We start from the raw sequence: 25,729 nt of genomic DNA, 5'->3' as shown, positions 1-25,729 counted from the left end.
CAGTACAGTTCGCCCGCCGCCGACCGCTCCCCGGAGGTGCTGGTGGGATGAGCGCGGTCGAGATAGATGGGCTCACGAAGCGCTACGGCGACGTGACCGCGGTCTCTGACCTGTCGCTCTCGGTCGACCGCGGCGAAATCGTCGGGTTCCTCGGCCCCAACGGCGCGGGGAAGTCGACGACGATCAACGTTCTCCTGGGGTTTCTCGACCCCACCGCGGGCGAGGTGTCCGTGCTCGGGACCGACGTGACGACGGACCCCCAGTCGGTGAAAGCCCGGGTAGGACTCCTTCCGGAAGCGTTCGAGCCGGTCCCGAACCTCACCGGACGCGAGCACGTCGCGGCCGCGGTCGAGACCAAGGGTGCCGACGACGACCCGGACGCCCTCCTCGACCGGGTCGGCCTCGCACCCGAAGACGCTCGGCGACCCGCCGACGACTACTCCACGGGGATGTTCCAGCGGATGGCGCTGGCGGTCGCGCTCGTCGGCGCCCCCGATCTGCTCGTGCTCGACGAGCCCTCCGCGGGGCTCGACCCCAACGGCGTCCAGCTGGTCCGGGAGATCGTCCGCGAGGAGGCCGACCGCGGCGCGGCCGTGTTCTTCTCCAGCCACATCCTCGACGAGGTCGAGCGCGTCTCCGACCGCGTCGGCATCCTCCAGAACGGGGAGCTGACCGCGGTCAACTCCGTCGAGAACCTCCGCGACGACCTCGGGATGGGAGCCGTCGTCTCGGCGACCGTCGACGCGGTGCCCGACCTCGACCCGATTCGAGCGGTCGACGGCGTCACCGACGCGTCCGTCGACGGGTCGACGGTCCGGGTGGCCTGCGCGGCACCCGGCGCGAAGATGGTCGCGCTCCGCCGGTTGGACGACCGTACGACCGTCGCCGACGTGACTATCGAGGAGTCCTCCCTCGAAGACCTCTTCGAGGCCTACACCGCCGAGGGACCCGAAACGGAGGCCGCCACCGAGACCGACGCGAACGACGGCGCCGGGGGCCGCGCGGACGACGGCGACGCCCGCGCCGCGACTGCCGGAGGTGAGCGGGCGTGAGCACCGCGACGGTCGCCCGCACGGACTTCCGCAGCATCAGGCGCTCGTACGCCGTCGTCGGCGTCGTCGTTTCGTTCGCGGTCCTGGCGGGACTGGTCTTCCTCGGGTCGAGCGAAGTCCACCCCCATCCCGTGCGGACGACGTTCGGCCTCTCGGCGCTGGTGGCCTGGGCGCTCCCGCTCCTGCTCGCGCCGCTGGCTTACCTCGCCGTCGCCGGCGACCGCGCGCGCGGGACGATCACTTACCACCTCGGCCTGCCGAACTCGCGGGCGGCGTACGTCCGCGGGAAGTACGTCACCCGCGCGGCCGTCGCCGCGGTGACGACCGCCCTGGGCGTCGCCGTCGCCTTCGCCGTCGCGCTGGCGACCTACGAACACGCGCCCGACCCCGCCCGATTCCTGGTCCTCGGCGCGCTTTCGACGGCCTTCGCGCTCGCGATGGTCGGCGTCTTCCTCGCCGTCTCCGCCTCCGTGGCCTCCCGGTCGCGCGCGATGGTCGGCGTCGTCGGCGCGTACTTCCTGCTGTCGGCGTTCTGGGTCGGCCCACTGCCGGTCCTCAACCTCGGGACCGCGCTCGACGCCGTCGCCGCTCTCCCCGGCGTGGGCGTCTCCGATTCGGCGCGGGCCCTGATCGGCTCGCTCTCGCCCGCTGGCGCGTACTTCAACCTCCTTCCGGAACTCGTCTGGGCCGGTTCACCCGGCGAGTACGCGGCCCTCGAACAGTTCGCCGACCGACCCGACTACCTCGGCTACGAACCGTGGGTCAACGTCCTGGTTCTAGCCGCGTGGACCGTCGGCGCACCCCTGGTCGGCTACCTGCGCTTTCGCTCGGCGGAACTGGGATAGGTCGCTCGGCGGTGGTCCCCGCCGACGCTTCCGGAATCGACTTACCGGCTCTCCGACAACACGGCGCCAACGGCTGTTTCACGAACGCATGACGACACGCCACGACACCCCACGCCGGTCGACGGACGCACAGCCTCCCACGGTGAGGTGGTCGCCGTGAGCGACGCCGCCGAGAACGTCGATCCGGAGGAGCTACAGCGCCAGCTGTCGGACATCAAGGGCGCGATGGGGCTGGCCGAGCGGTATCCGGGTCGCGCCCGCCTGTGGCTGGTGGCCGGGCTGATCATCGGCGTCGCGGCGCTGCTCGTCCAGGCGACGTTCTTCCTCTACGAGACGCTCGGCGCGGCCGCCTACGTCACGATCTGGGGCGTGTTCTGCGTCGTCGCGGTCGCGACGCTGTGGCTGGTCTCCGCGCGACTCCCCAGTCGCGAGACGCCCGAGGGCGCGCCGAGCTGGCGAGCGGTCTACGGGTCGCTGGGCGCCTTCCTGCTGGCCGTGACCGGCGTCACCGGCGACGCAGCCGGGCAGATCCCTGGGCTCGACCGGGCGCTGTTGTATTTCGGGCTGGTCATCGCGACGATCGGACTCGGGCTGCTGGTGACCGGCGCCGTGCTGACGGCCTATCGGATCCGACGGCGCGACCGGCTGGCCTTCTACGCCGGCGGCGCGTGGGTCCTGCTCTACGCGTCGTCGCTCCCCCACGCCGAACCGCTGCGCTACGTCGGCGTCGGCGTCTTCGGCATCCTCTTCATCGTGTACGCGATAGCCGCCTACGTGTACCTGACGCGGGCCTGACCCATGGATTTCGACAAGCTCGTCCACCAGCCGACGCGACTCCAGATCTTCGCCTACCTCTACCGCCACGGCGAGACGAGTTTCCCCGACCTGAAAGAGGCGCTCGACGTGACCGAGGGCAACCTCGCCAGCCACATCGGGAAGATGGAAGACGCCGACTGCGTCGCCGTCGAGAAGCAGTTCGTCGACCGTAAACCCCAGACCACCTACGAACTCACGGATCTGGGACGCGAGAAGTTCGAGGAGCACATCGGGACGCTCGAAGCGCTGATCGACGACCTGAACGAGTGAGCGGCCGCTCGCTGCCGAGCTACGATTCGTCCGACAGCGGCGCGTCCGGAACGAGTCCGCGGGCTGCGGCGCCGAGCGGGCCGGCGACGAGCGGGACGGCGACGCTGACCGCAAGCAGTGGCCCCATCGCGAGGTACTCGTCGAGACTCCCGGCGAGGGCGAACTGGACGGCGACGACCGACAGGACGACGACGCCGAAAGTCAGGCCGGCGACCAGCGCCCGGCGGAGCGTCGGCCAGCAGAACCCGACCAGAGCGCCGCCCGCGAGGAGCCCACTCCAGTGAGCGGTCGCGAGCGCGAGGCCGAGCGCGGTCGCCGCGAGGGTCAGGATCCACCGCTCGCGCGGGCTCGTCTGCGCGTCGTGCAGCCGGGCGCGGACCCCGGCCGAGGAATCGTCGGGCTCGGAGCCGTACACGTCCTCCAGCGACTCACTCATCGTTCGCACCTCCGTCGGCGCCGGTCGAGTCGTCGGGGTCGAACCGAATCTCGGGGTCGCCGTCGACCGTCGCCACCAGCGGGCGATACTCGCCGTCGGCCCACGCTTCCAGGAGATCGCTGTAGTGGTCGGAGAAGTACTCGCCGTCGTTGCCGCCCGGGATCATCCCCAACGAGGGCTCGCCGTCGAAGCGGGCGAGCAGGCGGAAGCTGCTGCCGACGGCCGACTCCTTGCGGAAGTTGCGCACCGTCGCGGGCGAGCCGTCCGTCGGGAGTCGCGGGTAGTTCAGAAAGCCCAGGTCGAAGGGGTGGTCGATGGCGGTCCGGTTGTAGTCGCCGTATGTCTCGTAGCCCTCGGCGTCGACCTCGGCGACCGCGTCGGCCATCGCAGCCGCGATCAGGTCGTCCCGGGACCGCGAGTCGACTCCCTGGGCGGGCGGGTCGGTGAACCACGGACTCTCGGGGCCGAGCGTGAGCAGTACCCAGTCGTTGGGATAGTGGCTCTCGTCGAGGCCAGTCGACTCGAACACGGGGTCGAACACCCGTTCGCGGTAGTGGCCGACGAACAGCTCGAAGACGAGCGCGGCGCGCGAGTCGCGGTCCATCCGGTAGTCCCACCCCTCCAGACGGTCGGCCGCGGCCCGTGCGGCGTCGTCCATGGCTTCGCGAGCGTCGCGGATCGCCGGGACGAACGACCGGGCGCGCTCGTCGGCCACGTCGCGCTGGACGCGGCGCACGTAGTCGAAATCGAAGGGGTCGTCGCTCGCGGCCCGCTCGTCGAGCAGGTCGTAGATCCGGCGGGCGCGGAAGGGCGCGGCGTACCCCTCGCCGAGGTAGCGGTCGGGGCCGTCGACGATCCGCTGGTTCGCCGTGGCGAGGTAGTCGGGGTCCCGCACACCGGGCTTCTCGTCGAAGGGGATCCACCCCGTCTCGAAGTCCGGGTCGCCGTACGGTTCGTAGCCCGGCCACTCGCCCTCGCGGGCCGAGCCGTCGAAGACGCGGTCGCCGCGGACCGACTCCCCGTTGGCCTCACCGCTGGTCCCGTCGCCGTCGTCGCCACCGGACTCGCGGACGGGGATCAGCCCGGTCACCCAGTAGGCAGTGTTCCCGTCGCGGTCGGCGTAGACGGCGTTCTGCGTGGGAGTGTCGAACTTCGAGAGCGCGGCGAGCGCGGCTTCGCGTCCCTGGCTGCGGTCGAGTTCGTGGACCGCGATCGCCGTCCGAGAAGCCTGGAGGCCGGTCCAGGCGACGCCGACCCGTCGTCCCTCGCGTTCGAGTACCGGGCCGTGGACGCTCTTGCGGACGGTCACCGTGCGGTCGTCGCCGCCGGCGACCTCGATCGTTCGCTCCTCGGTCTCGAACGCGCGCCACTCGTCGCCGTCGCGGTACTCGCCGTCGCGGGTCTCGTAGGTGTAGGTGTCGAGCACGTCCGCCCCGGCGTTGGTGAAGCCCCACGCGCCCGCGTCGTTCTCGCCGATGACGACGAACGGGACGCCCGGGAACGTGACACCGCGCACGCGCATCCCCGGCCGGCGCTGGTACATCTGGTACCACACCGGCGGCGCCATCAGGTTCAGATGGGGATCGTTGGCGAGCAGCGGCCGGCTGCTCGCGGTGTGTTCGCCCGAGACGAGCCAGCTGTTCGACCCGATCCCGGGCTCGGACTCGAAGTCGGCCAGCCACGCCGACAGCGACGCGAGACCGGACCCACCCGAGTCGTCGGGCGCGCTTCCCTCGCCAGTGCCGTCCGCTCCGGCGGCCGCCTCCTCCCGCAGGATCGGCACGTCGTGGTCTATGCGCTCGGGGTACAGCGTCGCCGCGGCCGGTTCACCCAGCGCGTCGGCCGCGACCGAGCGACGCAGCGACCGGAAGCTCCCGGTCAGTCCCCAGCTGATCTGCTTCTCGACGAGCATCGAGTCGACGGGCGTCCACGCCGCGGGCTCGTAGTCGAGCAGACGAAACTCCAGGGGCAGCGGTTCGCTCGTGCGCTGAGCTTCGACGCCGGCGGCGTAGGCACGCATCGCCTCACCGGTGGGGGTGTCTTCGACGGCCCGCCAGCTGGCCTCGGCGGCGCCGAGGAAGTCCATCTGGGCGTGGAACCGGTCCGATTCGACGGTTCGCTCGCCGACGGCCGCCGAGAGAGTCCCGCGCATCCGCCGGCGGATCAGGTCCATCTCGAACAGCCGGTCGGCCGCGTGGACGTACCCGACCGCGAAGTACAGCGACAGCTCGTCGTCACCCTCGACGGTCGGGACGCCCGCGTCGTCGTACCGGACCGTCGCACGACCGTACGGCGTCGCGACCCGGTCGCGGGTCTCCGCCGTGGCAGCGCCCCATGCGTCGCCCGACAGCGGCGCGAACCGGTCGAGATATCCCCGGGCGTCCGTCAGCGTCGCGGCGCCGACGCCCCCGCCGAGGAGGGCGGCGATTACCGACCGTCTGGTTGGCATTCTCCGTTCTTGGGGCCCGTGCGAACTTAAGACTGGTCCGAATGCTATCGGTAGCCGATCGATTGGGGGGGGCGGCCGACCCTCCGGCTTCACGGTCAGCGTCACCCGCTTGTACCCCGGCACGTCCTCGCCGTAGGCTTCCTCGCCGTCGACGGTGAGCGCGACGCGACACTGCTCGCCGTCGACGGTCCGTTCGATCAGGACCGAATCGCCGGGCTCGACGGTGACGGTTTCGCCGCGACAGCCGACCGCGAGGGACGCCTCGCCGGAGAACTGCGAATTCACGGCAGCTTCGACGATCTGGGCCCCTCGCACGTCGACGGCCACTCGCAGCTGTCGGAGGCCGTTGGAGCGGGCGCCGGCGCCACCGCGAGCGCGCTATCCGGGTTGCGGGACGAGCGACGAGAAGATCGACTCGAACACCTTGCGTTCGGCCTTCCGGAGGTGCTGGTGGAAGGTCGGCGCCGCGACGCCGAGCGACTCGGCGACGGACTCGCCGGACGCGTCGCGGGGCCACTCGAAGAATCCGGCGTGGTAGGCGGCTTCGAGCGCGACGCGTTGCCGTTCGGTCAGGTCCTCGATCAGCCCCCGCGGCGTCGATTCCGAGTCGCCGTGGTCGCGACTGATCTGGCGGCGGCGGAGCATCCGGGCGGTCGGGTAGGCGTCTTCGACGGCGTCGATGACCCGCCGCACGTCGACGGACGGTGCGAGGTGGATGCGCATCAGGTAGTCGCCGTCCTCGATGACGGCGCTCTGGACGTACCCGCCCTGCGACGCGACGGCCGACAGGACCGGCGGCTCGGTCAACCGGAGTTCGAACTTCGCCGGATCGCCGTCAGAACTGACCGACAGGTCCTCCCAGTGGGGGAGCGCCTCGACGAAGGTCCGGACGGTCTCGACCGCCTCGTCCGTCGCGGTCCCGTGGACGAGGAACTCGTCGTCGCCGACGGGGACGAAGTGGTCGAGGGTCACCCGGCCCCCGGTCTCCCCCTGAACGCCGAGGGCAGCGAACACGTCCCGGATCCGGAACTCGAGTTCGACCAGTTCGTCGCTCATCAGCGCCCGTTTGCGTTCGGCGGCGGCGATGGCGTGGCCCACGACCTCGCCCAGCTGAGTGAGGACGGCCCCCTCCCGGCCGTCGAAGGCCCGTGGTCGTTCGGCGTAGACGTTGAGCACGCCGTAGGTCGTCCCCTCGTGGACGATCGGCACCGCCGCCGAGGACTGGAACCCGTACTCCTCGATGTGCGACCGCCAGGGGTCGTGACGCTCGTCGGCGCGGATGTCGTGTGAGATCTGCGTCTCGCTCGTCCGGAGGGCTCTGCCCGTCGGCCCCCCGCTGCGCTCGTCGTCGGGGTCGACGGAGATTGAGATCCCGTCGAGGTACCCCTCGACGCCGGCCTCCGTCCGCAGGTTCACCGTCTCGGAGCGTGCGTCGACGTCGCCGATCCACGCGAACAGGTACGAGTCCGTCGCCGCGAGCCGCTCGCAGACCGTCCGCTCGATCTCCTCGCGCGTGGACTGTTCGATCACGGCCTCGGTGGTCTCGCGGACGACCTCGTTGAGGTTGTTCAGCGCCGCGAGCTGCTCGCGCTGTCGTTCGAGGACGATCTCCGTCCGCTTGCGTTCGGTGATGTCGGTGAGCGCGCCCGGGAACGAGACGGGGTCGCCGTCTTCGTCGCACTCGACGGACCCGCGCGCGACGACCCAGCGCAGTTCGCCCTCCGCGTCGCGCACGCGGTACTCCGACTCGTACTCCCCGCACTCGTCCAGCGCGGCCCTGACCTCGCGTTCGACGCGGGCGCGGTCCGCCTCGTGGACGGCCTCGAAGAACCGCTCGACGGAGACGCCCTCTCTGGCCGCTGCGGGCGCGACGCCGAACTGCCGCGCCAGGGCGGTCCCCGCGACGAACCGGTCCTCGGGGGCGTGCCACTCCCAGGTCCCGATCGCACCGGCCTCCGTCGCGGCCTCGAGCTGGGACTTGGCGTCCTCGAGGTAGTCCTCGTAGGCCCGCCGGCCGGTGACGTCCTGGGACATCCCCATGACCGCTGACACCGCCCCGGACTCGTCGCGGACGGGGACCACCCGGAACTCGTAGCTACGGTCGCCGAGGTCGGCCTCGAACTCGCCCGCCTCGCCGTCCAGCGCGGCCTCGTAGCGCGGGACGAGCAGGTCGGCGACGTCGGCCGGCAAGACCTCCCGGAGCGACCGCCCCTCCAGCTCGTCGGGGTCGACGTCGGCCTCCCCGGGCGGCGTCCCGCCGACGGTGACGTACCGGAGGTCCGCGTCGACGAGCGTGACCGCCCCGTTGGGGAAGTGCTCGACGAGCGTCTGGTACCGCGTCTTCGACTCCTCGAGTTCGCGCTCGCGCTCCACGCGCTCGGTGACGTCGTTGACGACGCCGACCGCCCGCTCGGGCTCGCCCCCCTCACCGTCGAAGAACTCGCCCTGGCCCTCGATCCACCGCTCGGCGCCGTCGGCGCGGACGATGCGGCACTCGAAGCGCCACTCGCCGGTGTCGAACGCCGCCTCGAAACTCTCTTCGACGCGCTCGCGGTCCGCCGGGTGGACGTGGTCGAGGAACCGCTCGAAGCTCCACTCCGCCTGTGGCTGCTCGTAGCCGAATATCCGGTCGTGCCTCGGGGAACGGTCCGGGGACGTCCCGCTCTCGAGGTCGAGTTCCCAGACGCCGAGGTCCCCGGCCTCGAGCGCGAGCCGCAGGCGTTCCTCGTTCTCGCTCAGCGCCATCTCGGTCTCCTTGCGCTCGGTGATGTCGCGGAAGTAGACGGACAGCCCGGACGGCGAGGGGTAGATCCGGACCGTCTCCCAGATGCCGAGCGGTTCCGAGAACCGCTCGAACGTCGACGACTCCTGGGTCGCCATCGCCCGCTCGAACCGCTCGCGGATCGGGTCCGCCTCCTCGACGTCGAGGGCCCGCCAGACCGACCGGCCGAGCAGGTCCCCGCGGTCGCGCCCCAGCAACTCCTCGGCGCGGTCGTTGACGTACGTGAACCTGAAATACTCGTCGAGCGCGTAGAACGCGTCGTCGACGCGCTCGAAGACCTCGTCGAGTTCCGACACCAGCTCGTCGTGCTGGCGCGCGAGGCGCCGTTCGCGCGCCCGCCGCTCGGTCACGTCGTGGGTTACCTTGGCGTACCCCTTTAGCTCGCCGTCGTCGCCGCGGATCGCCGTGATGGTCACGTCGGCCCAGAACCGCGTGCCGTCGGCCCGGACGCGCCACCCCTCAGCCTCCAGCGAGCCGCGCTCGGCCGCGGTCTCGAGGCTCTCCGCCGGGACGCCGGCCGCCCGGTCCGCCTCGGTGTAGAACGTCGAGAAGTGCTCGCCGACGATCGCCTCTGCCTCGTAGCCCTTGATCCGCTCGGCGCCCGGGTTCCAGGTCTCGACGTGCCCATCTGGGTCGAGGGTGACGATGGCGTACCCCTCGATAGCTTCGACGAGCGACGCGAACTCTCGGTGCTCCTCGCGGCGCGCCCGTTCCGAGCGGACCCGTTCGGTGACGTCGTAGTACAGTTCGACCCGGCCACCCGCGTACGCGCCCGACTCGACCGGCTTCGAGCGGTGTTCGAGCCAGCGTTCCGTGCGGCCCTCCTCCGGCGTGACGTGACACTCGAAGCGCTCGGTGTAGGTGTTGTCGTCGTACGTCGCGAGGACGGATGACTCGAACCGGCCCGACCGTTCGACGGCCGGTGCGACCCGGTCGGCCACGAGCTCGCGCTTGTCGCGGCCCAGCGCCCGCTCGCGGTCGATCCCGAAGTAGCGCTCGGTGGCGCCGTTTATCCACGCGACTTCGAACGTCTCGTCGAGGACGAAGATCCCCACTTCCACGTCGTCGAGCACGTCCTCGACCAGCGATTCGGCCGCGGCCGGCCACTCGGGCTCCGACCGTACCGGCCGCCACCAGACCCGGGCGTTCGCCCCGACCTTCTTCGTCCGGAGTCGTTCCCGTTCGACCAGTCGGTCCAGTCGGCCGTACGTGGCCCGACGCCCCAGGTCGAGCCGGTCCGCTATCTCCGTCGTCGTCTGCGGTTCCCCCCCATCGTCGAACAGCGCCAGCGTGGTACGCATCGCGTCCGTCAGCGATCCCTCGTCCATCAGGCATGCTACGCGTCTGGCGCGTTTGAATCCTCCGTCGCCGGAACACCCACGCGCCCGGTTCGAGGTGCGACCGGCGGTGACCCAGCGACGGTCCCAGCCGTCCGTGGCGCCGTCCCTGCCGAACGTGTCACTCTGCGATACCTAACTCCTTAGAGAATGGCCTTACGAGTGAGGAAGGCGTCTCTGCTATCACGTTACGGTGAAGCCCTGGAGAACGACGATGTCAGAGACAATGACCGAAATCGAACTGGAATACGCGGCCACGGACGAACTGAACGACGACGAGCGGTACCGAATCTTCGCGGACCGGCGGCGCCGACTGACGCTCGCCGTCCTCGACGAGCGAACGACGCCGATCGACCTGCAGGAACTCGCCTCGCAGGTCGTCGCGCGCGGAGAGGGGAGCGAGGCGGACGACGCCGGACTAACCGAGGCGGCGATCGAACTCCACCACAAACACCTGCCGATGATGGACGCGCTCGGCGTCCTGGAGTACGACCCGGCCGAACGGTGCGTCGAACCGTAGCGCCGGTCGCGGACGCGGACCCGGCGACGATCTTTCTCTCGCGCTCCGACGACGACCCTCGCTGTCGCGCGGTCCGGCTGTCCCGGTCGCAGCGGACGCGCCGGTGGCGTGCGGCGCTGCAGGGACGTGCGCCGCTGGGGCGACACGCGCCGCTGTCGGCACGAGGTACCGCTTCGAGAAGTGAGAACCGTTCGCCCGCCGTCGGGGTCCCGCTCACCGCGGTCGCTCCGGGGGTCCCCGGACGAAGCGGGTCGTTCCTACATGTAACCGAGGTCGCGCAGGCGCTCCATCAGGTCCTCTTTGTCCTGGGCGCGGCCGGCGCGTTCGGTCGTCGAGTCCAGATCCTGCTGCCAGGCGGGCTCCTCGGCGGCTTTATCCGTACTGACCTCGGAACCGAGCGAGCGGAAGCCCGCGAAGTACTTCGGCGAGACGGGGATGTCGTCCTGCTCGATGCCCTCGGGCAGGTCGTCGTCGGTCTCGGGGACGTAGCCCTCGTCCGGGAACGCCTCGACGGTGTCGGGGACGACGAAGTTCCAGAACGCTTCCCAGACGGCGGCCTCGTCGAACTGGAGGATGGTCTGGACGCGGTCGTGGGGCGGGTAGATGTCCGGGTCGTGGCGCGGCGAGAAGAACGTCTCGTCGGCGCGCGACTCCTGCTCGTCCCAGCGGATGCCGGAGATGATGCCGTCGACGTCGTACTCCTCGATGGCGTCGTTGAGCGCCACCGTCTTGAGCAGGTGGTTGCCGACGTAAGTGTCGAGCAGGAACGGGAAGCTATCTTCCTCGTACTCGAGGATCTCCCGGACGTGGTGCTGGTTGTGTTCGGAGAGGTCGTCGATCGCGATATCGTCGCCGGGTTCGAGACCCTGCTCGTCGACGATCTCGCCGACGTCCTCGTTGCGGGCCCAGATGACCTCCAGGTCCCACTCGTCGGCCCAGTGCTCGACGAAGTCGATCAGCTCGTCGAAGTGCTGGTAGTGGTCGATGAACACGACCGGGGGGACTTCGAGGTCGAACTGCTCGGCGACCTCCTTGACGAAGTACAGCGTGAGCGTCGAGTCCTTGCCGCCCGTCCACATCACGACCGGGTTCTCGTACTCCTCGAGGCCCCGTCGGGTGACCTCGATCGCCTTCTCGATCTTGTCGTTGACGTGCGGGTAGTCGGCCGGGTCTTCGCCTTCGCCTTCGCTGTAGTCGACGTCCAGGTAGTCGGGGAACTCGGCTGACATCGGTAATGAGATGTAATTACCGGGCCGGTTAAGTTCTTTTTGGAGGACCAGTCGGTCGGGGGACGAGAACACTCCACACGAAGAGCGCGCCGTCGCGGCGGGTCAGTGGTCTTGTCGGCCGGAGGACAGAAGGGGGTCGGGATCGAACGGGCCGGTAATGAGTGCCGATACCGACCAGCGTGGGGCGAACGACGACGGGACGAAACCCCAGGCGGGCGACACTGGCGGGAGACGGTCACTTCGGGAGCTGCACCGGGAGGCGCGGTACACCCGGTGGTTCCGGTGGCACCTGGTCGCGGCGTTAGTCGTCTTCTTCGGGAGCGCGTTCGCGGCCTACGCGGTCGTCGGGTCGATCCCCGTCGCGCAGCTGGAGGCGCTGATCCGGGAGGCTCAGGCGGGGGTGCCGGCCGACAGCCCGCTGCCGGAACTGGCGTTCGTGCCGCTGTTGCTCAACAACCTCAGGGCTCTGTTGTTGATCGGCCTCGGGACGGTCACCGGCGGGCTGCTCTCGCTGTTCGGGCTGGTCGTCAACGGCGCCCTCGTCGGCGCGGTGGTCTCGGTCGTCGTCCGCCAGACCTCCTGGGCGGTGGTCCTCTCGCTGTTGCTCCCCCACGGGGTGCTCGAACTCTCGGCCTTCTTCGCGGCGGCGGCGATCGGACTACGCGTCACCCACCGGATCGTCCGGTACCTCCTCGGCTGGGACGAGACAGCGCTGTCGCGGGTCGAACTGTACGAACTCGCCGTCATCGGTGCCATCCTGGCCGTCACGATCGTCGTCGCGGCCTGGATCGAGGTGTACCTCACCCGCGACGTGGCCGAGTGGCTCCTGGGTCCGGGTGTCCTGCCGGAATAGAGTTCCGAACGGGCGTTCAAGTTCGACGAACGTCGTATAAACCTTCGGTGGAGTTTTACGTCGGAATGGAGAATCCGCGCTCGATGAGCACGACCACACCAGGTCACAGTGACGATAGCCAGCCGCCGAGCGAGAGCGTCGTCTCGTCGGTCGCCGCGCACAAGGGCGTCGACCAGGTGGCGCTCCCGCCGCTGTACGAGGCGCTCGACCCGGACGCGCTCGACGCGCTGTTCTCCACGCCGGACGGGACCGGGGGACGAGTGACGTTCGACTACGCGGGCTGTACGGTCGAGTGCGCGAGCGACGGAAGCGTCGACGTGCGCGACGCCGCGGTGTGAGACGCGACCGAGCAGTCCGACGACCGGAACGGTCGTAAGTGCCAGACGGAGTACACCGGCGGGTAGAAGGGGTGAGAGACGGGGACGACAGGAACGGTCGTTAGCCGCTGATGAACTCGTTGTCGCGCCAGTTGACGCCTTCGGAGTCCTCGTCTTCGCGAGGGTCCTCGACGACGTTGATGGAGGCGGGCCGGTCCTCGCTGTCGACGATGCGGACGGCCTCCAGGTCGTCGTCGGGACACGTGATGGCCGTGAGCGTGCCTTTCTCGGCCTCGCGGGCGATGTCACAGAGCACGAGGAACATCTCGTACTGGAGGGTGCTGTTCTGCAGGACTGTCTCGCGGTCGCCCTTGAAGCAGGCGTACTCGACGAGTTCCGAGGGCGGTTCCTCCTCTTCCTCTTCGAGGGCGCCCCACTGCGGGCCGCCGGCGGTGTCGGTGGTGTGAACGGGGGAGCTGTCCTCCTCGTCTTCCTCTTCGATCTCCTCGTAGACGCGGTTCTCCGTGACGCTGGCTTTCAGCTGTGCAGTCGGTGTGTACTTACTGATGCTCTCGTCGGCGGAGACAGCGCTGATGATGAGCGTGTTGTTCCGGCGGGTGATGTCGACGTCTTCGATATCGTCCGGGAGGTCCGGGTCGTCGAAGAAGTCGTACACGTCCTCCAGGGGCAGTTCCAGTGTCGAATGGAGTCTGTATACGCGGGACATAGTTGATGGAATCGCCGGCCGTCCGCTGACGACGGTGCTACACCCTCGTAGGACGCCCACCCATATAGGGCCTACCCTTCGGATTCGGTGAGAACTCCCACGGCGGCGGCGCCCGTCCGTTCGGCACCGACCCGAGAATCCGCCGTGGACGGCGGCACCGCGTGGGTTTTTCACCGTCGAGACCGGACTGGCGACCGTGCAAGAGTACGAGCGCAAACAGCTCCTGGAACGCATCGGCCGCGAGGGAGCCACCGTGGGTGCGACGATCCCCGAGCACATCGAGATCCAGGGGGAGGACATCGACCTGCGGGAGTTCGTCTTCGAGATCAAGCGGCGCGACACCGTCCCGGCGGGCGAGCGCGAGCGCGTCGACCAGGCCAAGAAGAACCTCCGGCGTGAACGCCGCGAACGCGAGGACCTGATCGAGGACGGGGAGATCTCCCGCGAGGAGGGCGAAGCACTGGCCGAGGCGATCATCGGGATCGACCGCGCGCTCAACGCGCTGGAGAACCTCGGTCCGACGAACCTCGAAGCGGAGATCGAGGCCCAGGAGACCGCCGACAAGAAGCGCTGGATGAGCTTCCTGAAGAAGGCGCTCGGACAGGACCAGGACAGCCAGGGGAGCCATCGGTCGAGGTCGCCATGAGCACCGACGACGAGATCGCCGACCGCCTCGAGGAGTTCGCCGACCGCCTCGAAGCCGAGGGCGTCGAGTACAAGCCCCGCGCCTACCGTCGCGCCGCCGAGAACGTCCGCGACTCGCCCGTCGACGTCGCGGGCCTCGCCACCGACGACGGCGCGTCCGCCGTCGGCGAGATCGAGGGCGTCGGCGACGCCATCTCCTCGAAGATCGTCGAGTACGTCGAAACCGGCGAGATCGAGGAGTTAGAGGAGTTACGTGCGGAGATGCCGGTCGACATCGGCGCGCTCACCCGCGTCGAAGGCGTCGGCCCGAAGACCGTCGGCAGCCTCTACGAGGCGCTGGGCGTCGAGGACCTCGACGACCTGGAAGCGGCCGCCGAAGCCGGCGAGATCCGGGAAGTCGGCGGCTTCGGCGCGAAGACCGAACAGAACATCCTGGAGAACGTCGAGTTCGCCCGCGAGGCGACCGAACGCGAGTTGCTGGGCGATGCGCGCCCGCGCGGCGACGGGGTCGTCTCGTATCTGGATGGCCACCCGGGCGTCGAGCGGATCGACCTCGCGGGGTCGCTGCGCCGGTGGAAGGAGACCATCGGCGACGTCGACGTGCTCGTCGGGAGCGACGACCCCGAGGCGGTGATCGAAGCGTTCGTCGACTGGCCCGAGGCCGACGGCGTCATCGAGGCCGGCGGCCAGAAGGCCAGCGTCCGCTCCGGCGAGGTCCGCGTCGACCTGCGCGTAGTCGCCCCCGCCGAGTTCGGGAGCGCGCTGCAGTACTTCACAGGCAGCAAGGACCACAACGTCACGCTCCGCAACGTCGCCATCGAAGCTGACCTGAAGATGAACGAGTACGGCGTCTTCGACGTCGCCGACGTGGACGACCCCGACGCCGACCAGCGGGCCGGCGAGCGCGTCGCCGGCGAGACCGAGGCGGGCATGTACGAGGCGCTGGACCTGCCGTGGATGGCCCCCGAACTCCGCGAGAACTGGGGCGAGATCGAGGCCGCTCGAGAGGGCGAGCTCCCCGATCTCGTCGAGCCGTCGGCGATCCGCGGCGACCTGCACACCCACACGGGCTGGTCGGACGGGGACCACACGGTCGCGGAGATGGTCGAGGGCGCCGCCGACTTCGGCCACGACTACGTCGCGATCACCGACCACGCCACCGGGCCGGGCATGGTCGGCGGCGTCGGCGTCCCCGACGAACAGCTCCGCGAGCAACTCGACGAGGTCCGCGGGGTCGCCGACGAGGCCGACATCGCGGTGTTCGCTGGCGTCGAGGCGAACGTCGACACCGACGGGTCGGTCTCGGTGGCCGACGACCTGCTCGCCGAGCTGGACGTGGTCGTCGCCTCGCCCCACTCCGGGCTGGACGGCGACGGCACCGACCGGCTGGTCGCCGCCGCCGAGCACCCCGAAGTCGACATCATCGGCCACCCGACCGGCCGGTACATCAATCAGCGATCCGGGCTGGACGTTGACGTCGAGCGGCTGGCGTCGGTCGCGGCCGAGTCCGGCACCGCGCTGGAGGTCAACTCGAACCCCGCCCGGCTGGACCTGGGTGGCGGCGCGGTCAAGGCCGCGGTCGAGGTGGGGGCGACGATCGCCGTCGATACCGACGCTCACCGGCCCGAAAGCTACGAATACGTCCGATACGGCGTTCACACGGCCCGTCGTGGTTGGGCCGAGCAGACCGACGTACTCAATACGCGAGGCGTCGAAGGCCTGCGCGAGTTCCTCGAATGACCGGCGACCAGTCCGACACCGACGAGCGCGCGAGCGACCGCGGGGGAACCACTGTGGCCGCCGAGGCGGTCGGAGATGGGGGCCACAGCGGCCGCCGCGACGCCGACGACCGCGACGACCTCCCGCAGGAACCGGCCGGCGAGACGGCGCTGTTGCTCGACACGATGCTCGGGAAGCTGGCGACGTACCTGCGGATGTGCGGGTACGACGCCGCCTACGCGGGCGAGCGCGGTATCGAGGCCGACGACGACGTGCTGGCGCTCGCCCACACCGAAGGGCGGGTGCTGGTGACTCGCGATCGCGAGCTGGCGGCTCGCGCCGAGCGCTCGCAACTGCTCTCGACGCGGGAGGTGACCGAGCAGCTCCTGGAACTGCGCCGGTCGGGGTTCGACCTCGAACTGGCCGACGAGCCGGCGCGCTGTTCGGCCTGTAACGGCCCGCTCGAACGCGTCGACCGGACCGAGCCGACGCCCGACTACGCCCCCGAGACCCACGAGGAGACGGTCTGGCGCTGTCGAAACTGCGGCCAGCACTTCTGGAAGGGCAGCCACTGGGCGGACGTGGCCGGGACGCTCGGCGACCTGTGAACGATGCGTCGTCGTCCGGCAAGCAACACGGATTAATAACCCGGTGAACCTACGCTCGGACGAATGACGCTATCGGACGAGGCCCGCGAGCGACTCGCGGACGTGGTGGCGCTCCAGCCGACGAAAAACGCCGATCTCCAGGCCCAGTGGGACATGGACAGCGGGAGCGACGTCCACCAGTACCTCGAATCCGAACTGAAAGACTACTACTACCGCGACGAGGACAGCCTCATCTGCGCCACGCCGGAGGCCAACGACCTCGTCGGCGACCAGGTCGAGGGCGAGATCGACGAGCAAGCCGTCACCGTCCCCGCGCTGCAGGCCGCGGCGATCGACGTCCTCCCCGACCACGACGACGAACCCCAGAGCGTCGTCGCGACCCTGCACGATCTGCGCGACACCGGTCGCGACCCCGCAGTCGACGAGGTCCGGTCGGCGCTGCGCTCGCTCACCGAGAAGGGCGTCGTCGAGCGCGTCCAGAAGACCGTCCCGACCTACCGGCTGGCCGTCGAGCGCGACGCGCTGGAAGTGCAACGGCGCGACGACGGGGACGACTGAGCGGACCGGCGACGACCGGCGTCGAACGGAGTCGTTTACCGGCCCCCGGTCGTACCGACTGGCGATGACGGCGTTCGACCCGGAGAAGTTCGAGGACAAGTACGTCCACTACATGAACGAGCTACAGACCGCCTACAAGAACGCCTACCAGCACTTCCACGGTCGCTACGACTCGACGCTGCTCAAAGCGATCGACCGTCGCGTCCTCGACGGGAGCGAGCCGTTCTACGAAGGGGACGGCCGATTCCGGGTCGAACTCCCGGAGAACCCGCGCGAGCGGGCGGGCGAGGTACCCGTCGACGACGAGCGGTTCGACGCCGTTCTCGAGGAGTTCGTCGACCGCATCGAGTTCGAGTTGCGACGGGTCTTCGGGTTCGAGGACGACTGAGAGCGGCGACGGCGATGGCGACGGACCGGAGGTGCGAACCGGCGCCGTCCGCCCGGGGCCGCTACGCTTCCTCGTCCAGCCCGGGTCGCAGACGCCGTCGCTGCCGGTCCAGCAGTCGCTTGACCCCTTTGCCGGGTCCGCCCGAGATGGGCCAGTCGCCCGAGCGCCACACCGGCGGTTCCGGCTCGAACTCGCCACAGGACCCGGAACACTCGCCGGCGGTCGGGTGACAGTCCTTCGCGGCGCAGTAGGGGAGAAAGCCCGCCGACTCGTCGGTGAGCCGAAAGTGGCGGCAGTCGGGGCGCATCGTGTCGGCGTAGGCGCGCCAGCCGCGGCCGTACGCGCGCTCGGCGAGTTCGAGCCGCTTGTCGGCCTTCCACTCGGGGTCGACGTACTCGAAGCGGGCGGCCGAAGCGTCGCGGTCGCCGCCGGAGGGGCGTTCGAGGATCCGAGTACCGGGGTCGTCGACCGCGAGCGACCGTGGGTGCCAGGATACGTCGGCCTCGCCCGCCGCGTCGACCGTGAGGACCCCCGCTTCGACCGGTACGTCCTCGATCAGCGCCGGCTCGACGGTCTCGCCGGTTTCGGTCGTGGCGACCCACACCTCGTCGGCGAGCGAGAGCGCCACGTCCCGTTCCAGTTGCGGGCCGAGCGCGCGGGCGGCGCTGGCGTCCAGGTCCGGCTTGTTCTCGACGGCGACGATCCGCTCGACCCAGTCGGGATAGGCCCACTTGCGTCGGATCTCGATCCGGTTGTTCGACAGCCGACGCGTCTCGACGACGCCGCGGTCGGCCGCCTCGTGGATCGCCTCGCGGACGTAGCGCCAGGAGTAGCCGGGGTCGGGCAGCGCGTCGCGGTACCAGGTCCACTCGGCGGGCGCGTTGCGCACGACGTGCAGGAGATCCGAGCCGAGTTCGGCGAGCCCGAAGTTCGCCCGCCGGCGCAGTCCCTCGGGGTCGCACTCGACGACGACGGTGTCCCACCGACGCCGTTTGGTCCCGATCTGTCGGGCGACGACGGCAGTCCGGTCGTCGTCTCCGACTTCGGGGCCGCCTCCGGCCGGCGGCCACTCCCGTTCGGCCCACTGACAGACGGTGAGTTCGAACGTAAACTCGCTCACGATAGGGACCGAACGCGCCCGACCGACATGGCTCCAGCGGTCCAATTCGGATCCCGACGTCGTTCGATTTCCAGCCCCCTCACAGTTGGTGTATGAAACGTATATCCAGTACGATATCGACTGATCACTGATCGGAAGCAGCCTGACGAACGAGGACGGCCGTATTGTCTGTGATCCAATAGATTTTTGTTGATTTAACTGTGTGGACCTGATGTATGGGTAATACTACTACGGCAGGTGAGAATGTACAGCATCAGGCTGATACGGACGGTATCGACCTCATGCAGGGCGAGTCGGCACATCAGAACCGACGGCCGAGCTGGGCACTCTGGTGGAAACAGATCGCTCTCGGGGCGTTCGTACTACTCGCAGGGCTCGGCGGAGACGCCGCCGCCGGTGGAATTCTCGTTGGGGGAGGTATCTTCGCGTACGTCGTTCTCGCGCGGATACAGTCCCGGTACGTAGTCACGGACGAACGAGTGAAAGCGAAAATCGGGCTGCTGTCGAAGGCGAGCCGTGAGTATCGGATTGCCGACCTGAACAGTCTGAGCACCAGCCAATCGATTTTCGAGCGGCTGGTCGGTCATGGTTCGCTCACCCTGCGGACCGCGAGTAACGACGAGATCGTCTGGCGCGGCGTCCCCGATTACCAGGACGTGGCCAATTCCATCCGCCAAGAGCAACGGAAGTACGACTGATGGCCGACGATAGCCCCTCGATAGCTATCCGGGCGGTCTGGTTCGTCGCCATCGGTTGGTGGGCGACTGGTATCCTACTGACGGCGGCGTGGCTGTTCAGTCTGACCGTCGTGGGGCTTCCGGTCGGCGTAAAACTAGTGAACGTGGTTCCGAAGGCGCTCACGCTCAAGCAGACCGACGACGATGTCGACAGAGTCGAAATAGGCGGGAGTAGCAGCAACTCTTCCAGCATCCTCGTCCGAGGGATTTACTTCGTCCTCGTCGGATGGTGGGCCAGCCTGCTCTGGACCGGAGCGGCGTATCTGCTCTGTCTCTCCGTCGTCGGACTGCCGTTCGGGATCAAGATGTTCAACAGACTCCCGAGAGTGCTGTCGCTCTACGAGGGATAATCGCCCGTTTGGCCGGGCGACCCGTTCTCCGTTCAGATCGCGGCGACGACTGAGACCGTCACTCCGCTTCCTTCTCCTCGTCGTCCTCGTCTTCGGCGAGTTTCTCGTCGAGGAACTCGTGGGCCTCTTCTAATATCTCGCGGGGGCCGTCCTGCGTGACGGTGTTGACGGCCTGTTCGTAGTCGCGCCACTGCAGGTCGCGGTGCTCGTGGGAGAGTTCCGCCGACGCCTCGAACGAGCGGGCGATGAACAGGTGTACGGTCTTGTGGATGGTGTTGCCGTTGGCTTCGAACACGTAGTCGTAGTCCTCTCGGAAGCCGTCCAAGAGCCGGAAATCGCCGATCCCGGCCTCCTCTTTCACTTCGCGGATGGCGGTCTGCTGGAGCTCCTCCTCGCCCTCGACGCCCCCTTTCGGGAACTCCCAGTCGCCCGGGCGACTCTTGAGGAGGAGGTACTCCCGCCGGCCACGCGTATCGCGAAAGAGGATGGCTCCCGCGCTCGTGGCCTCTATCATTGCCACTAAGTACTCTATCACTCCTTAAGTGAATATCGGAGCGTCGCTCCCGAAACCGCCCTATATTCTGACAAGTTTCGGGGGCAAACGCATCGCTTATCCCGGTGCCCGGCGACCGAACTGACATGCCCTTCGTCACGAAGCTCACGTTCACGAGCGGCGATCGACGGCTCCTCGACGACGTCGTCGACGGAGTCAAGGGAGCCGCCGAGCGCAAGGGCGTGGAGCTGAAAGGGCCCCATCCGCAACCGCCGACGGACCACCGCGTGCCACAGAGCAAGCGCCTCGCGGCCGACGGCGGGAGCTTCGAGCCCTGGCAGTACACCGCCTACACCCGCACCGTCGAAGTCCACGGCCACGACGACTTCGCCCGCTCGGTCGCCGGCGACGACTACCCCGACCGCATCCACGTCGAAGCCGAGATCGAACAGGTCCGCTGAGTTCGAGTCGTTCGAGGTGATTTTGACGTAATTCCTACGACAGCGACCGCATCCGCGGGGAGCGTCGGGACCGCAAACAGCGTGAGAGTCACTTGAACAGCCACCGATACCGCGACAGCACTCGTGTACGGAACCGCAAACAGCCTGAAAGCCCCCGTGCGCTGCGGTCGAGGGGATTGCTGCGCCCTTCACTCGCTTCGCTCGTTCCAGTGCTTGCTGCTCCCGTCTTCCCGCAGCGCACGGCCCCTTTCAGTCCCACCCGCACAGACTGGCCGGTCAGCCGACACGGGCGGGACTTTCACGCTGTTAGCGGTTGCCGATCCCGTCGTCGAGGTCCCTCGACCGACAGCTTCCGATCGCCGAAACCGACACCTTCCCGCGGCGCCCACCACTCTCCATGAGTCAGCCGAGCCGCGAGCGTCTCGTCGAGTTGCGCCGTGAGTTTCACCGCAAGCCCGAGCCCGCCTGGCGGGAGTTCTGGACGACCGCGCGGATCGTGGACGAACTCGAACCGATAGACGTCGACGAGGTCCTCGTCGGACCCGAGGTCCTGGCCGAGGGCGAGCGCATCGGGGTCCCGGACGACGAGGAACTGGACCGGTGGTACCGACAGGCCGAGGAGGTGGGGGCGAATCCCGAAACGCTGGAGCGACTGCGCGGCGGCTACACGGGTGCCGCGGCGGTCCTCGAACGGGGTTCGGGCCCCACGGTCGCCCTGCGGGTCGACATCGACGGGCTCCCGCGCGCGGAGTCGACCGACGACGACCACGTCCCCGCCCGCGAGGGCTTCCGGTCGGAACACGAGGGGGCGATGCACGCCTGCGGGCACGACGCCCACGCGACCATCGGACTGGGCGTGCTGGAGGCGGTCGCCGACAGCGATTTCGCGGGGACGCTGAAGGTCCTGTTCCAGCCCGCCGAGGAGTCCGTCGGCGGGGGGAAGCCGGTGGCCGAGAGCGGGCTGCTCGACGACGTGGACTACCTGCTGGCCGTCCACGTCGGTCTCGACCACCCGACCGGCGAGGTGGTCGCGGGGGTCGAGGGGTTCCTGGCGGTCCACCAGTTCCGGGCGGACTTCTCGGGCGAATCGGCCCACGCCGGCGGTCGTCCGGCGTCGGGGCGCAACGCCGTCCAGGCGATGGCCACTGCCGTCCAGAACCTCTACGCGATCCCCCGCCACGAGGACGGCGTCACGCGCGTCAACGCCGGGACAGTCGGCGGCGGGAGCGCGACGAACGTGATCCCGGAGGAAGCCCACATCGAGGGCGAAGTCCGCGGGGAGACGACCGCACTCATGGAGTACATGCGCGGTCGGGCCCACTCCGTGCTCGAGGGCGCGGCGGCGATGCACGACTGCGAAGTCGAGGTGACGCCCGACGGCGAGGCGCCGGGGGGAGAGAGCGACGACGCCGTCGTCGACGTGGTCGAGACGATCGCGGGGCGGACGACGGGCGTCGACTCCGTGTTGCGAAACGACGACCTCGGCGGGAGCGAAGACGCCACGTTCCTGATGAACCGTGTGCAGGAACGGGGCGGGCGAGCGGCGTACGTCGGCGTCGGCACCGACCACCCCGGCGGCCACCACACCGCGACGTTCGACGTCGACGAGGACTCGCTGGTCGTCGGCGTCGACGTGCTGACGGAGACGATTCTAGCGCTCGCGCGCGACCGGCCGTGAGCGATGCCGAGCGGTCGCTCCGCGGACTCAGGCCGCGGGGCCGCGCCAGCGGTAGAGCACCTGTCCGCTCGTCGCACCGGGTTCGAGCCACGAGACGGTCACCTCCGTCCGCGAGAGGTCCAGCTGGCTCGCCCCCGTCGGACAGACGGTCCCGACGGTCACCTGTGCGTCCGTCCCGGCGGCGACCGACGACCCCGAGACGCCGAGCTCGCCGACGTCGTAGCGGTCGGTGACCGACCCGACGCCCCGACACCCTGCGTTCGCGACGTGTATCTTCACGTTCTCGCTGGCCACGACGTCGCCGCCGGTGAACGCCACGGCGAGTTCGTGCCCGCCGCTGTCGACGGCGAACTCGCCCTGCACCGCGACGGTGGGCGACCCCGACAGCGACCCCTCGAACCCCATGAAGAACGTCGCCGCCGTCGCCGCCAGCAGGACGGTGATCGCGACCATCAGGATGACCCCGATGACCGGTGATACGGCTCTCGATGTGTCGCACTCTCTCATGCTTGTCTTCCCCACGCGCGCCTGAACGACGCCCGAGCACCCCTGTGGGACGGCGACCCCAGCCGCCGACCCGTACGCACCCGGACTGTTCCCCACCGCGCGTTACCGATCGGTATATTGACGAATCCATATAAACATTCGTCACGATCTATGGGGTAATCGCCGTCTACTGTCCAGAATGTATCCAGTAACGACGGATCCAGCGGCTCCGGGGTCGGTGGGGAACGGTCGGAGGAGGAACGACGCGGACGCTCAGTACTTCGGGTCGGCGCCGGTCGTCTCGTAGACGTCGTCGAGGATCTCGTCGCGGCGGACCTGCCAGTCGGCGAAACCGGCGCGTGTCTCGGGGTAGTCCTCGTAGTGGGCCAGCACGCGCTCGGCCAGCTGTTTCGTCTCGTAGAGGTCGTAGATCGTCCCCCAGTGGCCGACGGATTTGACCGCGGTCTTGAGCTTGAGTAAGGGGCCGATGTCGGTCTCGCCGGCGTACAGTCCCTCGGCGATCTTCTCCGCCGGCAGCGCCGCCAGCATGCCCATCAGGCTGTCGATGTCGTAGGCGGTCACGAAGATGTTGTAGACGTCCAGCGTGGCGAAGCGGGCGCCGAAGTGGTCCATCACGCGCTTGTTGTACTCCCAGAGGGCGTCCTCGCTCACGTCACCGTCCTCGATGGCTGCGACGGCCTGCTCGCCGGCGTACTGCCCGGAGTAGGCGGCGCCGCCGATGCCGCCGCCGGTCGTGGGGTTGACCAGGCCCGCCGCGTCGCCGGCCGCGAGGAAGCCGGGGGCGACCGCCGAGTCGTAGGGACGGCGGGTCGGGAGCGCGGCGCCGAGTTTGTCCTCGACGGTCGCGCCGTCGAACTCCTCGCGATTGCGCAGGTCGCGTTTTAAGTCCTCGACCAGGTGCATCGGCTCCTCGTTCATCTGGAAGCCCAGCCCGGCGTTGATCTCGGTGTCGGTCCGCGGGAAGTACCACAGGTACCCCGCTGCCCGCTCGGTCGGCTTGAACACCAAGGCGTCGTCCCACTCGACGGGCTCGTCGACGGTGACGACCTCGCGATAGGCCGAGCAGAACTGGCTGTAGCTGACGTTGGTGTCGAAGGTGGCCCCGTCGAAGTCGACCTTGTCCTGGAGGATCGACAGCGCGCCCGCGCCGTCGATCACCATCTCGGCCTCGTAGTCGACGGGGTCGCCCTCGTGCATGGCTCGGACGCCCGTCACGGTCCCGTCGTCGGCCTGGTGGGCGTCCTGGACGACCGTGTCGAAGTGGATGTCGGCGCCGGCGTCGAGCGCGCCCTCGATGACCGCTCTACCGTACTCCCAGCGGTCGATGACGGCGAGTTCGCCCGGGACGGGAATCTCCAGCACGGTGTCCTCCTGGGGGATCTCGAACCGGCCGTGGTCGACGCCGGTGTTGGTCATCGCCGGTTCGATCTTCGATTTCGGGATCGCGTCGGGGAACGAACTCGCGCCCTTGAGGGCGTCGCCGCAGGCGATGTGGCCCCCTTCCTCCTCGGGTTTGCGCTCGAGGAGCGCGACGTCGTAGCCCTCGCGGGCGACGGTCGCCGCGGCGTAGCAACCGGCGGTCCCCGCCCCGACGACCACGACGTCGTACTCGCGTGTAGTCATGCACACCCCTGAGACGCCCACGGAGAAAATCTTTACCAACCATCGGTTCCCCTTCTTTTTTCCTCGCGGCGGTCCCAGCGCGCGGTATGGCCGAGTACGACCCCGCTCGCCCGCTGGTCCCGCCCGTCGTCGGTCTCGCGGCCATCGTCGTCGCCTTCGGCGGCGTCGTCTACGCGATGGTCGCGGCGCCGTGGTTCTCGCCGCTGTCGTACGCCCTCTCCGATCTCGGCGCCCGCGGCGCCGTGACCGCACCGATATTCAACGGTGCCTTGCTGGCCGGCGGGGCCCTCGGTACCGGCTTCGTCGTCTCGGTGCTGGCCGACACCGACCACCCGATCCGGCAGGCGGGGGGCGTCTTCGGCCTGCTCGCCATGCTGTTCATGGCGCTGGTCGGCGTGTTCCCGATCCCCAGCCCGTTCCACGGCCTCGTCGCCGTCCCCTTCTTCGTGTTCCTGACGCTCGCCGTGTTCCTCTGGGGCGCTGGCGACTACGCCGCGGGACGGCCGCTCCGAGGGCTGATTCTGGTGTTGCTCGGCGTCCTCCACGTCGTCTCGTGGGCGTGGTGGCTCCTGTTCCCGTGGTTCCCGCCGGGGATCGCGATCCCCGAACTGTTCGGGTCGGTCGCGTTCGCGGTCTGGGGTGGCTGGCTCGCCGTCGAGGAGTTCGGACGGGTGCGAGTCGATCGCGACCGGCTGTGAGTCGGTTCTCGCAACGGCTCACTCCGACGCGGCCACGGCAGCGGCCCGCTCGACGTACGTCTCGGTGAACTCGGGCACGTCCTCGCGAGCGCGGAGATCGTCGAGGGTAAGCCAGTGAACCGCCGCTACCTCGTCGGGCTCGCGGGGGCGGGCGTCGCCGCCCACGTGTTCGCACAGCGTGACCACGTTCAGACACTGGTAGCCGGTGTCGGTCTCGAACGTGCCCGAACAGACGTACTCGACCCCGCCGACGGTGAGGCCGACCTCCTCCTCGATCTCCCGTCGGACCGTCGCTTCGACGGCGTGGTCGGTGCCGGGTCCGGGTTCGAGCTTGCCGCCCGGGAGTCCCAGCAGACCGGCCGCGTGGTCCTCCTCGGCGCTCCGCTCGATAAGCAGGTACTCGGTGGTCGAGTCGCCGGAGTCGTCAGACTCCTCGTCCCGCGCTCTCGCGACGACCCCGTCGACGTTGACGACGTGTGCGTACTCGTCCATGGGGTGTCTCTGGTGGGCC

General features: G+C 69.1%; 27 protein-coding genes. 17 read left to right on the top strand and 10 right to left on the bottom strand.

Features of this window, described 5'->3' with window-relative positions; genetic code table 11:
- Positions 1-47 precede the first annotated feature (47 nt).
- The 4 genes from I7X12_RS15605 (at position 48) to I7X12_RS15590 (ending at position 2,983) form a co-directional block, all read left to right on the top strand.
- Positions 48-1,052, top strand: a complete 1,005-nt coding sequence (locus tag I7X12_RS15605; protein ID WP_198060969.1) for an ABC transporter ATP-binding protein — start codon at positions 48-50, stop codon at positions 1,050-1,052.
- Positions 1,049-1,897 carry an ABC transporter permease subunit gene (locus I7X12_RS15600; RefSeq protein WP_198060968.1) on the top strand — a complete coding sequence of 283 codons (849 nt, stop codon included), beginning with the start codon at positions 1,049-1,051 and terminating at the stop codon, positions 1,895-1,897. Before I7X12_RS15605 ends, I7X12_RS15600 begins: the two co-directional genes overlap by 4 nt.
- Before the next feature lie 156 nt (positions 1,898-2,053).
- Positions 2,054-2,692, top strand: a complete 639-nt coding sequence (locus I7X12_RS15595; RefSeq protein ID WP_232342882.1) for a hypothetical protein — start codon at positions 2,054-2,056, stop codon at positions 2,690-2,692.
- A gap of 3 nt (positions 2,693-2,695) precedes the next feature.
- Positions 2,696-2,983 (top strand): winged helix-turn-helix domain-containing protein, encoded by a 288-nt coding sequence (locus tag I7X12_RS15590; protein ID WP_198060966.1) that lies wholly within the window; start codon positions 2,696-2,698, stop codon positions 2,981-2,983.
- A gap of 19 nt (positions 2,984-3,002) precedes the next feature.
- Here the strand turns inward: I7X12_RS15590 and I7X12_RS15585 are convergent, their stop codons facing one another.
- From I7X12_RS15585 to I7X12_RS15575, 3 genes are all read right to left on the bottom strand, one after another.
- Positions 3,003-3,419: a hypothetical protein gene (locus I7X12_RS15585; protein ID WP_198060965.1), complete on the bottom strand. Its 417-nt coding sequence runs from the start codon at positions 3,417-3,419 to the stop codon at positions 3,003-3,005.
- Positions 3,412-5,868 (bottom strand): penicillin acylase family protein, encoded by a 2,457-nt coding sequence (locus I7X12_RS15580; protein ID WP_198063893.1) that lies wholly within the window; start codon positions 5,866-5,868, stop codon positions 3,412-3,414. The genes I7X12_RS15585 and I7X12_RS15580 overlap by 8 nt, the downstream gene beginning before the upstream one ends.
- Positions 5,869-6,246: 378 nt before the next feature.
- The gene (locus tag I7X12_RS15575) at positions 6,247-9,978 is read right to left on the bottom strand and encodes a PAS domain S-box protein (RefSeq protein WP_198060964.1); all 3,732 of its coding nucleotides are present in this window, start codon (positions 9,976-9,978) and stop codon (positions 6,247-6,249) included.
- Positions 9,979-10,201: 223 nt separating this feature from the next.
- Between I7X12_RS15575 and I7X12_RS15570 the strand changes: the two genes are divergently transcribed.
- Complete coding sequence (locus I7X12_RS15570; protein ID WP_198060963.1) at positions 10,202-10,507, top strand: DUF7344 domain-containing protein; 306 nt, start codon at positions 10,202-10,204, stop codon at positions 10,505-10,507.
- Between the two features lie 257 nt (positions 10,508-10,764).
- Here I7X12_RS15570 and I7X12_RS15565 read toward each other — a convergent pair whose 3' ends face one another.
- A complete protein-coding gene (locus I7X12_RS15565) occupies positions 10,765-11,736 on the bottom strand; it encodes a phosphoadenosine phosphosulfate reductase family protein (protein WP_198060962.1) in 972 nt (323 codons plus the stop codon).
- Positions 11,737-11,893: 157 nt separating this feature from the next.
- Here I7X12_RS15565 and I7X12_RS15560 point away from each other — a divergent pair, with 157 nt between their 5' ends.
- Complete coding sequence (locus tag I7X12_RS15560) at positions 11,894-12,589, top strand: stage II sporulation protein M (protein WP_198060961.1); 696 nt, start codon at positions 11,894-11,896, stop codon at positions 12,587-12,589.
- Positions 12,590-12,672: 83 nt separating this feature from the next.
- Positions 12,673-12,927, top strand: coding sequence for a HalOD1 output domain-containing protein (locus I7X12_RS15555; RefSeq protein WP_198060960.1), 255 nt, complete (start codon positions 12,673-12,675; stop codon positions 12,925-12,927).
- Between the two features lie 100 nt (positions 12,928-13,027).
- Here the strand turns inward: I7X12_RS15555 and I7X12_RS15550 are convergent, their stop codons facing one another.
- Complete coding sequence (locus I7X12_RS15550; protein WP_198060959.1) at positions 13,028-13,633, bottom strand: DUF7110 family protein; 606 nt, start codon at positions 13,631-13,633, stop codon at positions 13,028-13,030.
- 196 nt (positions 13,634-13,829) lie between these two features.
- Between I7X12_RS15550 and I7X12_RS15545 the strand changes: the two genes are divergently transcribed.
- The 5 genes from I7X12_RS15545 (at position 13,830) to I7X12_RS15525 (ending at position 17,551) form a co-directional block, all read left to right on the top strand.
- Positions 13,830-14,279, top strand: a complete 450-nt coding sequence (locus tag I7X12_RS15545) for a DUF5788 family protein (protein WP_198060958.1) — start codon at positions 13,830-13,832, stop codon at positions 14,277-14,279.
- Positions 14,276-16,018: a DNA polymerase/3'-5' exonuclease PolX gene (gene polX, locus I7X12_RS15540; RefSeq protein ID WP_198060957.1), complete on the top strand. Its 1,743-nt coding sequence runs from the start codon at positions 14,276-14,278 to the stop codon at positions 16,016-16,018. The genes I7X12_RS15545 and polX overlap by 4 nt, the downstream gene beginning before the upstream one ends.
- 164 nt (positions 16,019-16,182) lie before the next feature.
- Complete coding sequence (locus tag I7X12_RS15535; RefSeq protein WP_198063892.1) at positions 16,183-16,605, top strand: Mut7-C RNAse domain-containing protein; 423 nt, start codon at positions 16,183-16,185, stop codon at positions 16,603-16,605.
- A gap of 63 nt (positions 16,606-16,668) precedes the next feature.
- On the top strand, positions 16,669-17,163 hold the full coding sequence (locus I7X12_RS15530; RefSeq protein ID WP_198060956.1) for a DUF5797 family protein: 495 nt from the start codon (positions 16,669-16,671) through the stop codon (positions 17,161-17,163).
- Between the two features lie 64 nt (positions 17,164-17,227).
- Entirely contained in the window at positions 17,228-17,551 is a 324-nt protein-coding gene (locus I7X12_RS15525; protein WP_198060955.1) for a DUF5783 family protein, read from the top strand.
- Positions 17,552-17,612: 61 nt separating this feature from the next.
- Here the strand turns inward: I7X12_RS15525 and I7X12_RS15520 are convergent, their stop codons facing one another.
- Positions 17,613-18,671, bottom strand: coding sequence for a DUF5787 family protein (locus tag I7X12_RS15520; protein ID WP_232342881.1), 1,059 nt, complete (start codon positions 18,669-18,671; stop codon positions 17,613-17,615).
- A gap of 215 nt (positions 18,672-18,886) precedes the next feature.
- Here I7X12_RS15520 and I7X12_RS15515 point away from each other — a divergent pair, with 215 nt between their 5' ends.
- A complete protein-coding gene (locus I7X12_RS15515; protein ID WP_198060954.1) occupies positions 18,887-19,369 on the top strand; it encodes a PH domain-containing protein in 483 nt (160 codons plus the stop codon).
- The gene (locus I7X12_RS15510; protein ID WP_198060953.1) at positions 19,369-19,758 is read left to right on the top strand and encodes a YccF domain-containing protein; all 390 of its coding nucleotides are present in this window, start codon (positions 19,369-19,371) and stop codon (positions 19,756-19,758) included. The genes I7X12_RS15515 and I7X12_RS15510 overlap by 1 nt, the downstream gene beginning before the upstream one ends.
- Before the next feature lie 58 nt (positions 19,759-19,816).
- Here the strand turns inward: I7X12_RS15510 and I7X12_RS15505 are convergent, their stop codons facing one another.
- Entirely contained in the window at positions 19,817-20,272 is a 456-nt protein-coding gene (locus I7X12_RS15505) for a bis(5'-nucleosyl)-tetraphosphatase (protein ID WP_198060952.1), read from the bottom strand.
- A gap of 125 nt (positions 20,273-20,397) precedes the next feature.
- Between I7X12_RS15505 and I7X12_RS15500 the strand changes: the two genes are divergently transcribed.
- Complete coding sequence (locus I7X12_RS15500) at positions 20,398-20,712, top strand: uS10/mL48 family ribosomal protein (RefSeq protein ID WP_198060951.1); 315 nt, start codon at positions 20,398-20,400, stop codon at positions 20,710-20,712.
- Between the two features lie 397 nt (positions 20,713-21,109).
- Positions 21,110-22,390, top strand: coding sequence for an amidohydrolase (locus I7X12_RS15495; RefSeq protein ID WP_198060950.1), 1,281 nt, complete (start codon positions 21,110-21,112; stop codon positions 22,388-22,390).
- A gap of 27 nt (positions 22,391-22,417) precedes the next feature.
- On the opposite strand, the gene I7X12_RS20620 is transcribed toward I7X12_RS15495, so the two are convergent.
- A complete protein-coding gene (locus I7X12_RS20620) occupies positions 22,418-22,897 on the bottom strand; it encodes a type IV pilin (protein ID WP_232342876.1) in 480 nt (159 codons plus the stop codon).
- A gap of 252 nt (positions 22,898-23,149) precedes the next feature.
- Positions 23,150-24,520 carry a geranylgeranyl reductase family protein gene (locus I7X12_RS15485; protein ID WP_198060949.1) on the bottom strand — a complete coding sequence of 457 codons (1,371 nt, stop codon included), beginning with the start codon at positions 24,518-24,520 and terminating at the stop codon, positions 23,150-23,152.
- 86 nt (positions 24,521-24,606) lie between these two features.
- Here I7X12_RS15485 and I7X12_RS15480 point away from each other — a divergent pair, with 86 nt between their 5' ends.
- Positions 24,607-25,218, top strand: coding sequence for a DUF998 domain-containing protein (locus I7X12_RS15480; protein WP_198060948.1), 612 nt, complete (start codon positions 24,607-24,609; stop codon positions 25,216-25,218).
- Positions 25,219-25,236: 18 nt separating this feature from the next.
- Here I7X12_RS15480 and I7X12_RS15475 read toward each other — a convergent pair whose 3' ends face one another.
- Positions 25,237-25,710, bottom strand: a complete 474-nt coding sequence (locus tag I7X12_RS15475) for an NUDIX domain-containing protein (protein WP_198060947.1) — start codon at positions 25,708-25,710, stop codon at positions 25,237-25,239.
- Positions 25,711-25,729 lie beyond the last annotated feature (19 nt).

The sequence above is a fragment of the Halosimplex litoreum genome (genome assembly GCF_016065055.1).
Taxonomy (GTDB): Archaea; Halobacteriota; Halobacteria; order Halobacteriales; family Haloarculaceae; genus Halosimplex; species Halosimplex litoreum.
The sequence above is the reverse complement of the archived record's forward strand: the minus strand, read 5'-3'. Positions and strand labels throughout refer to the sequence as shown.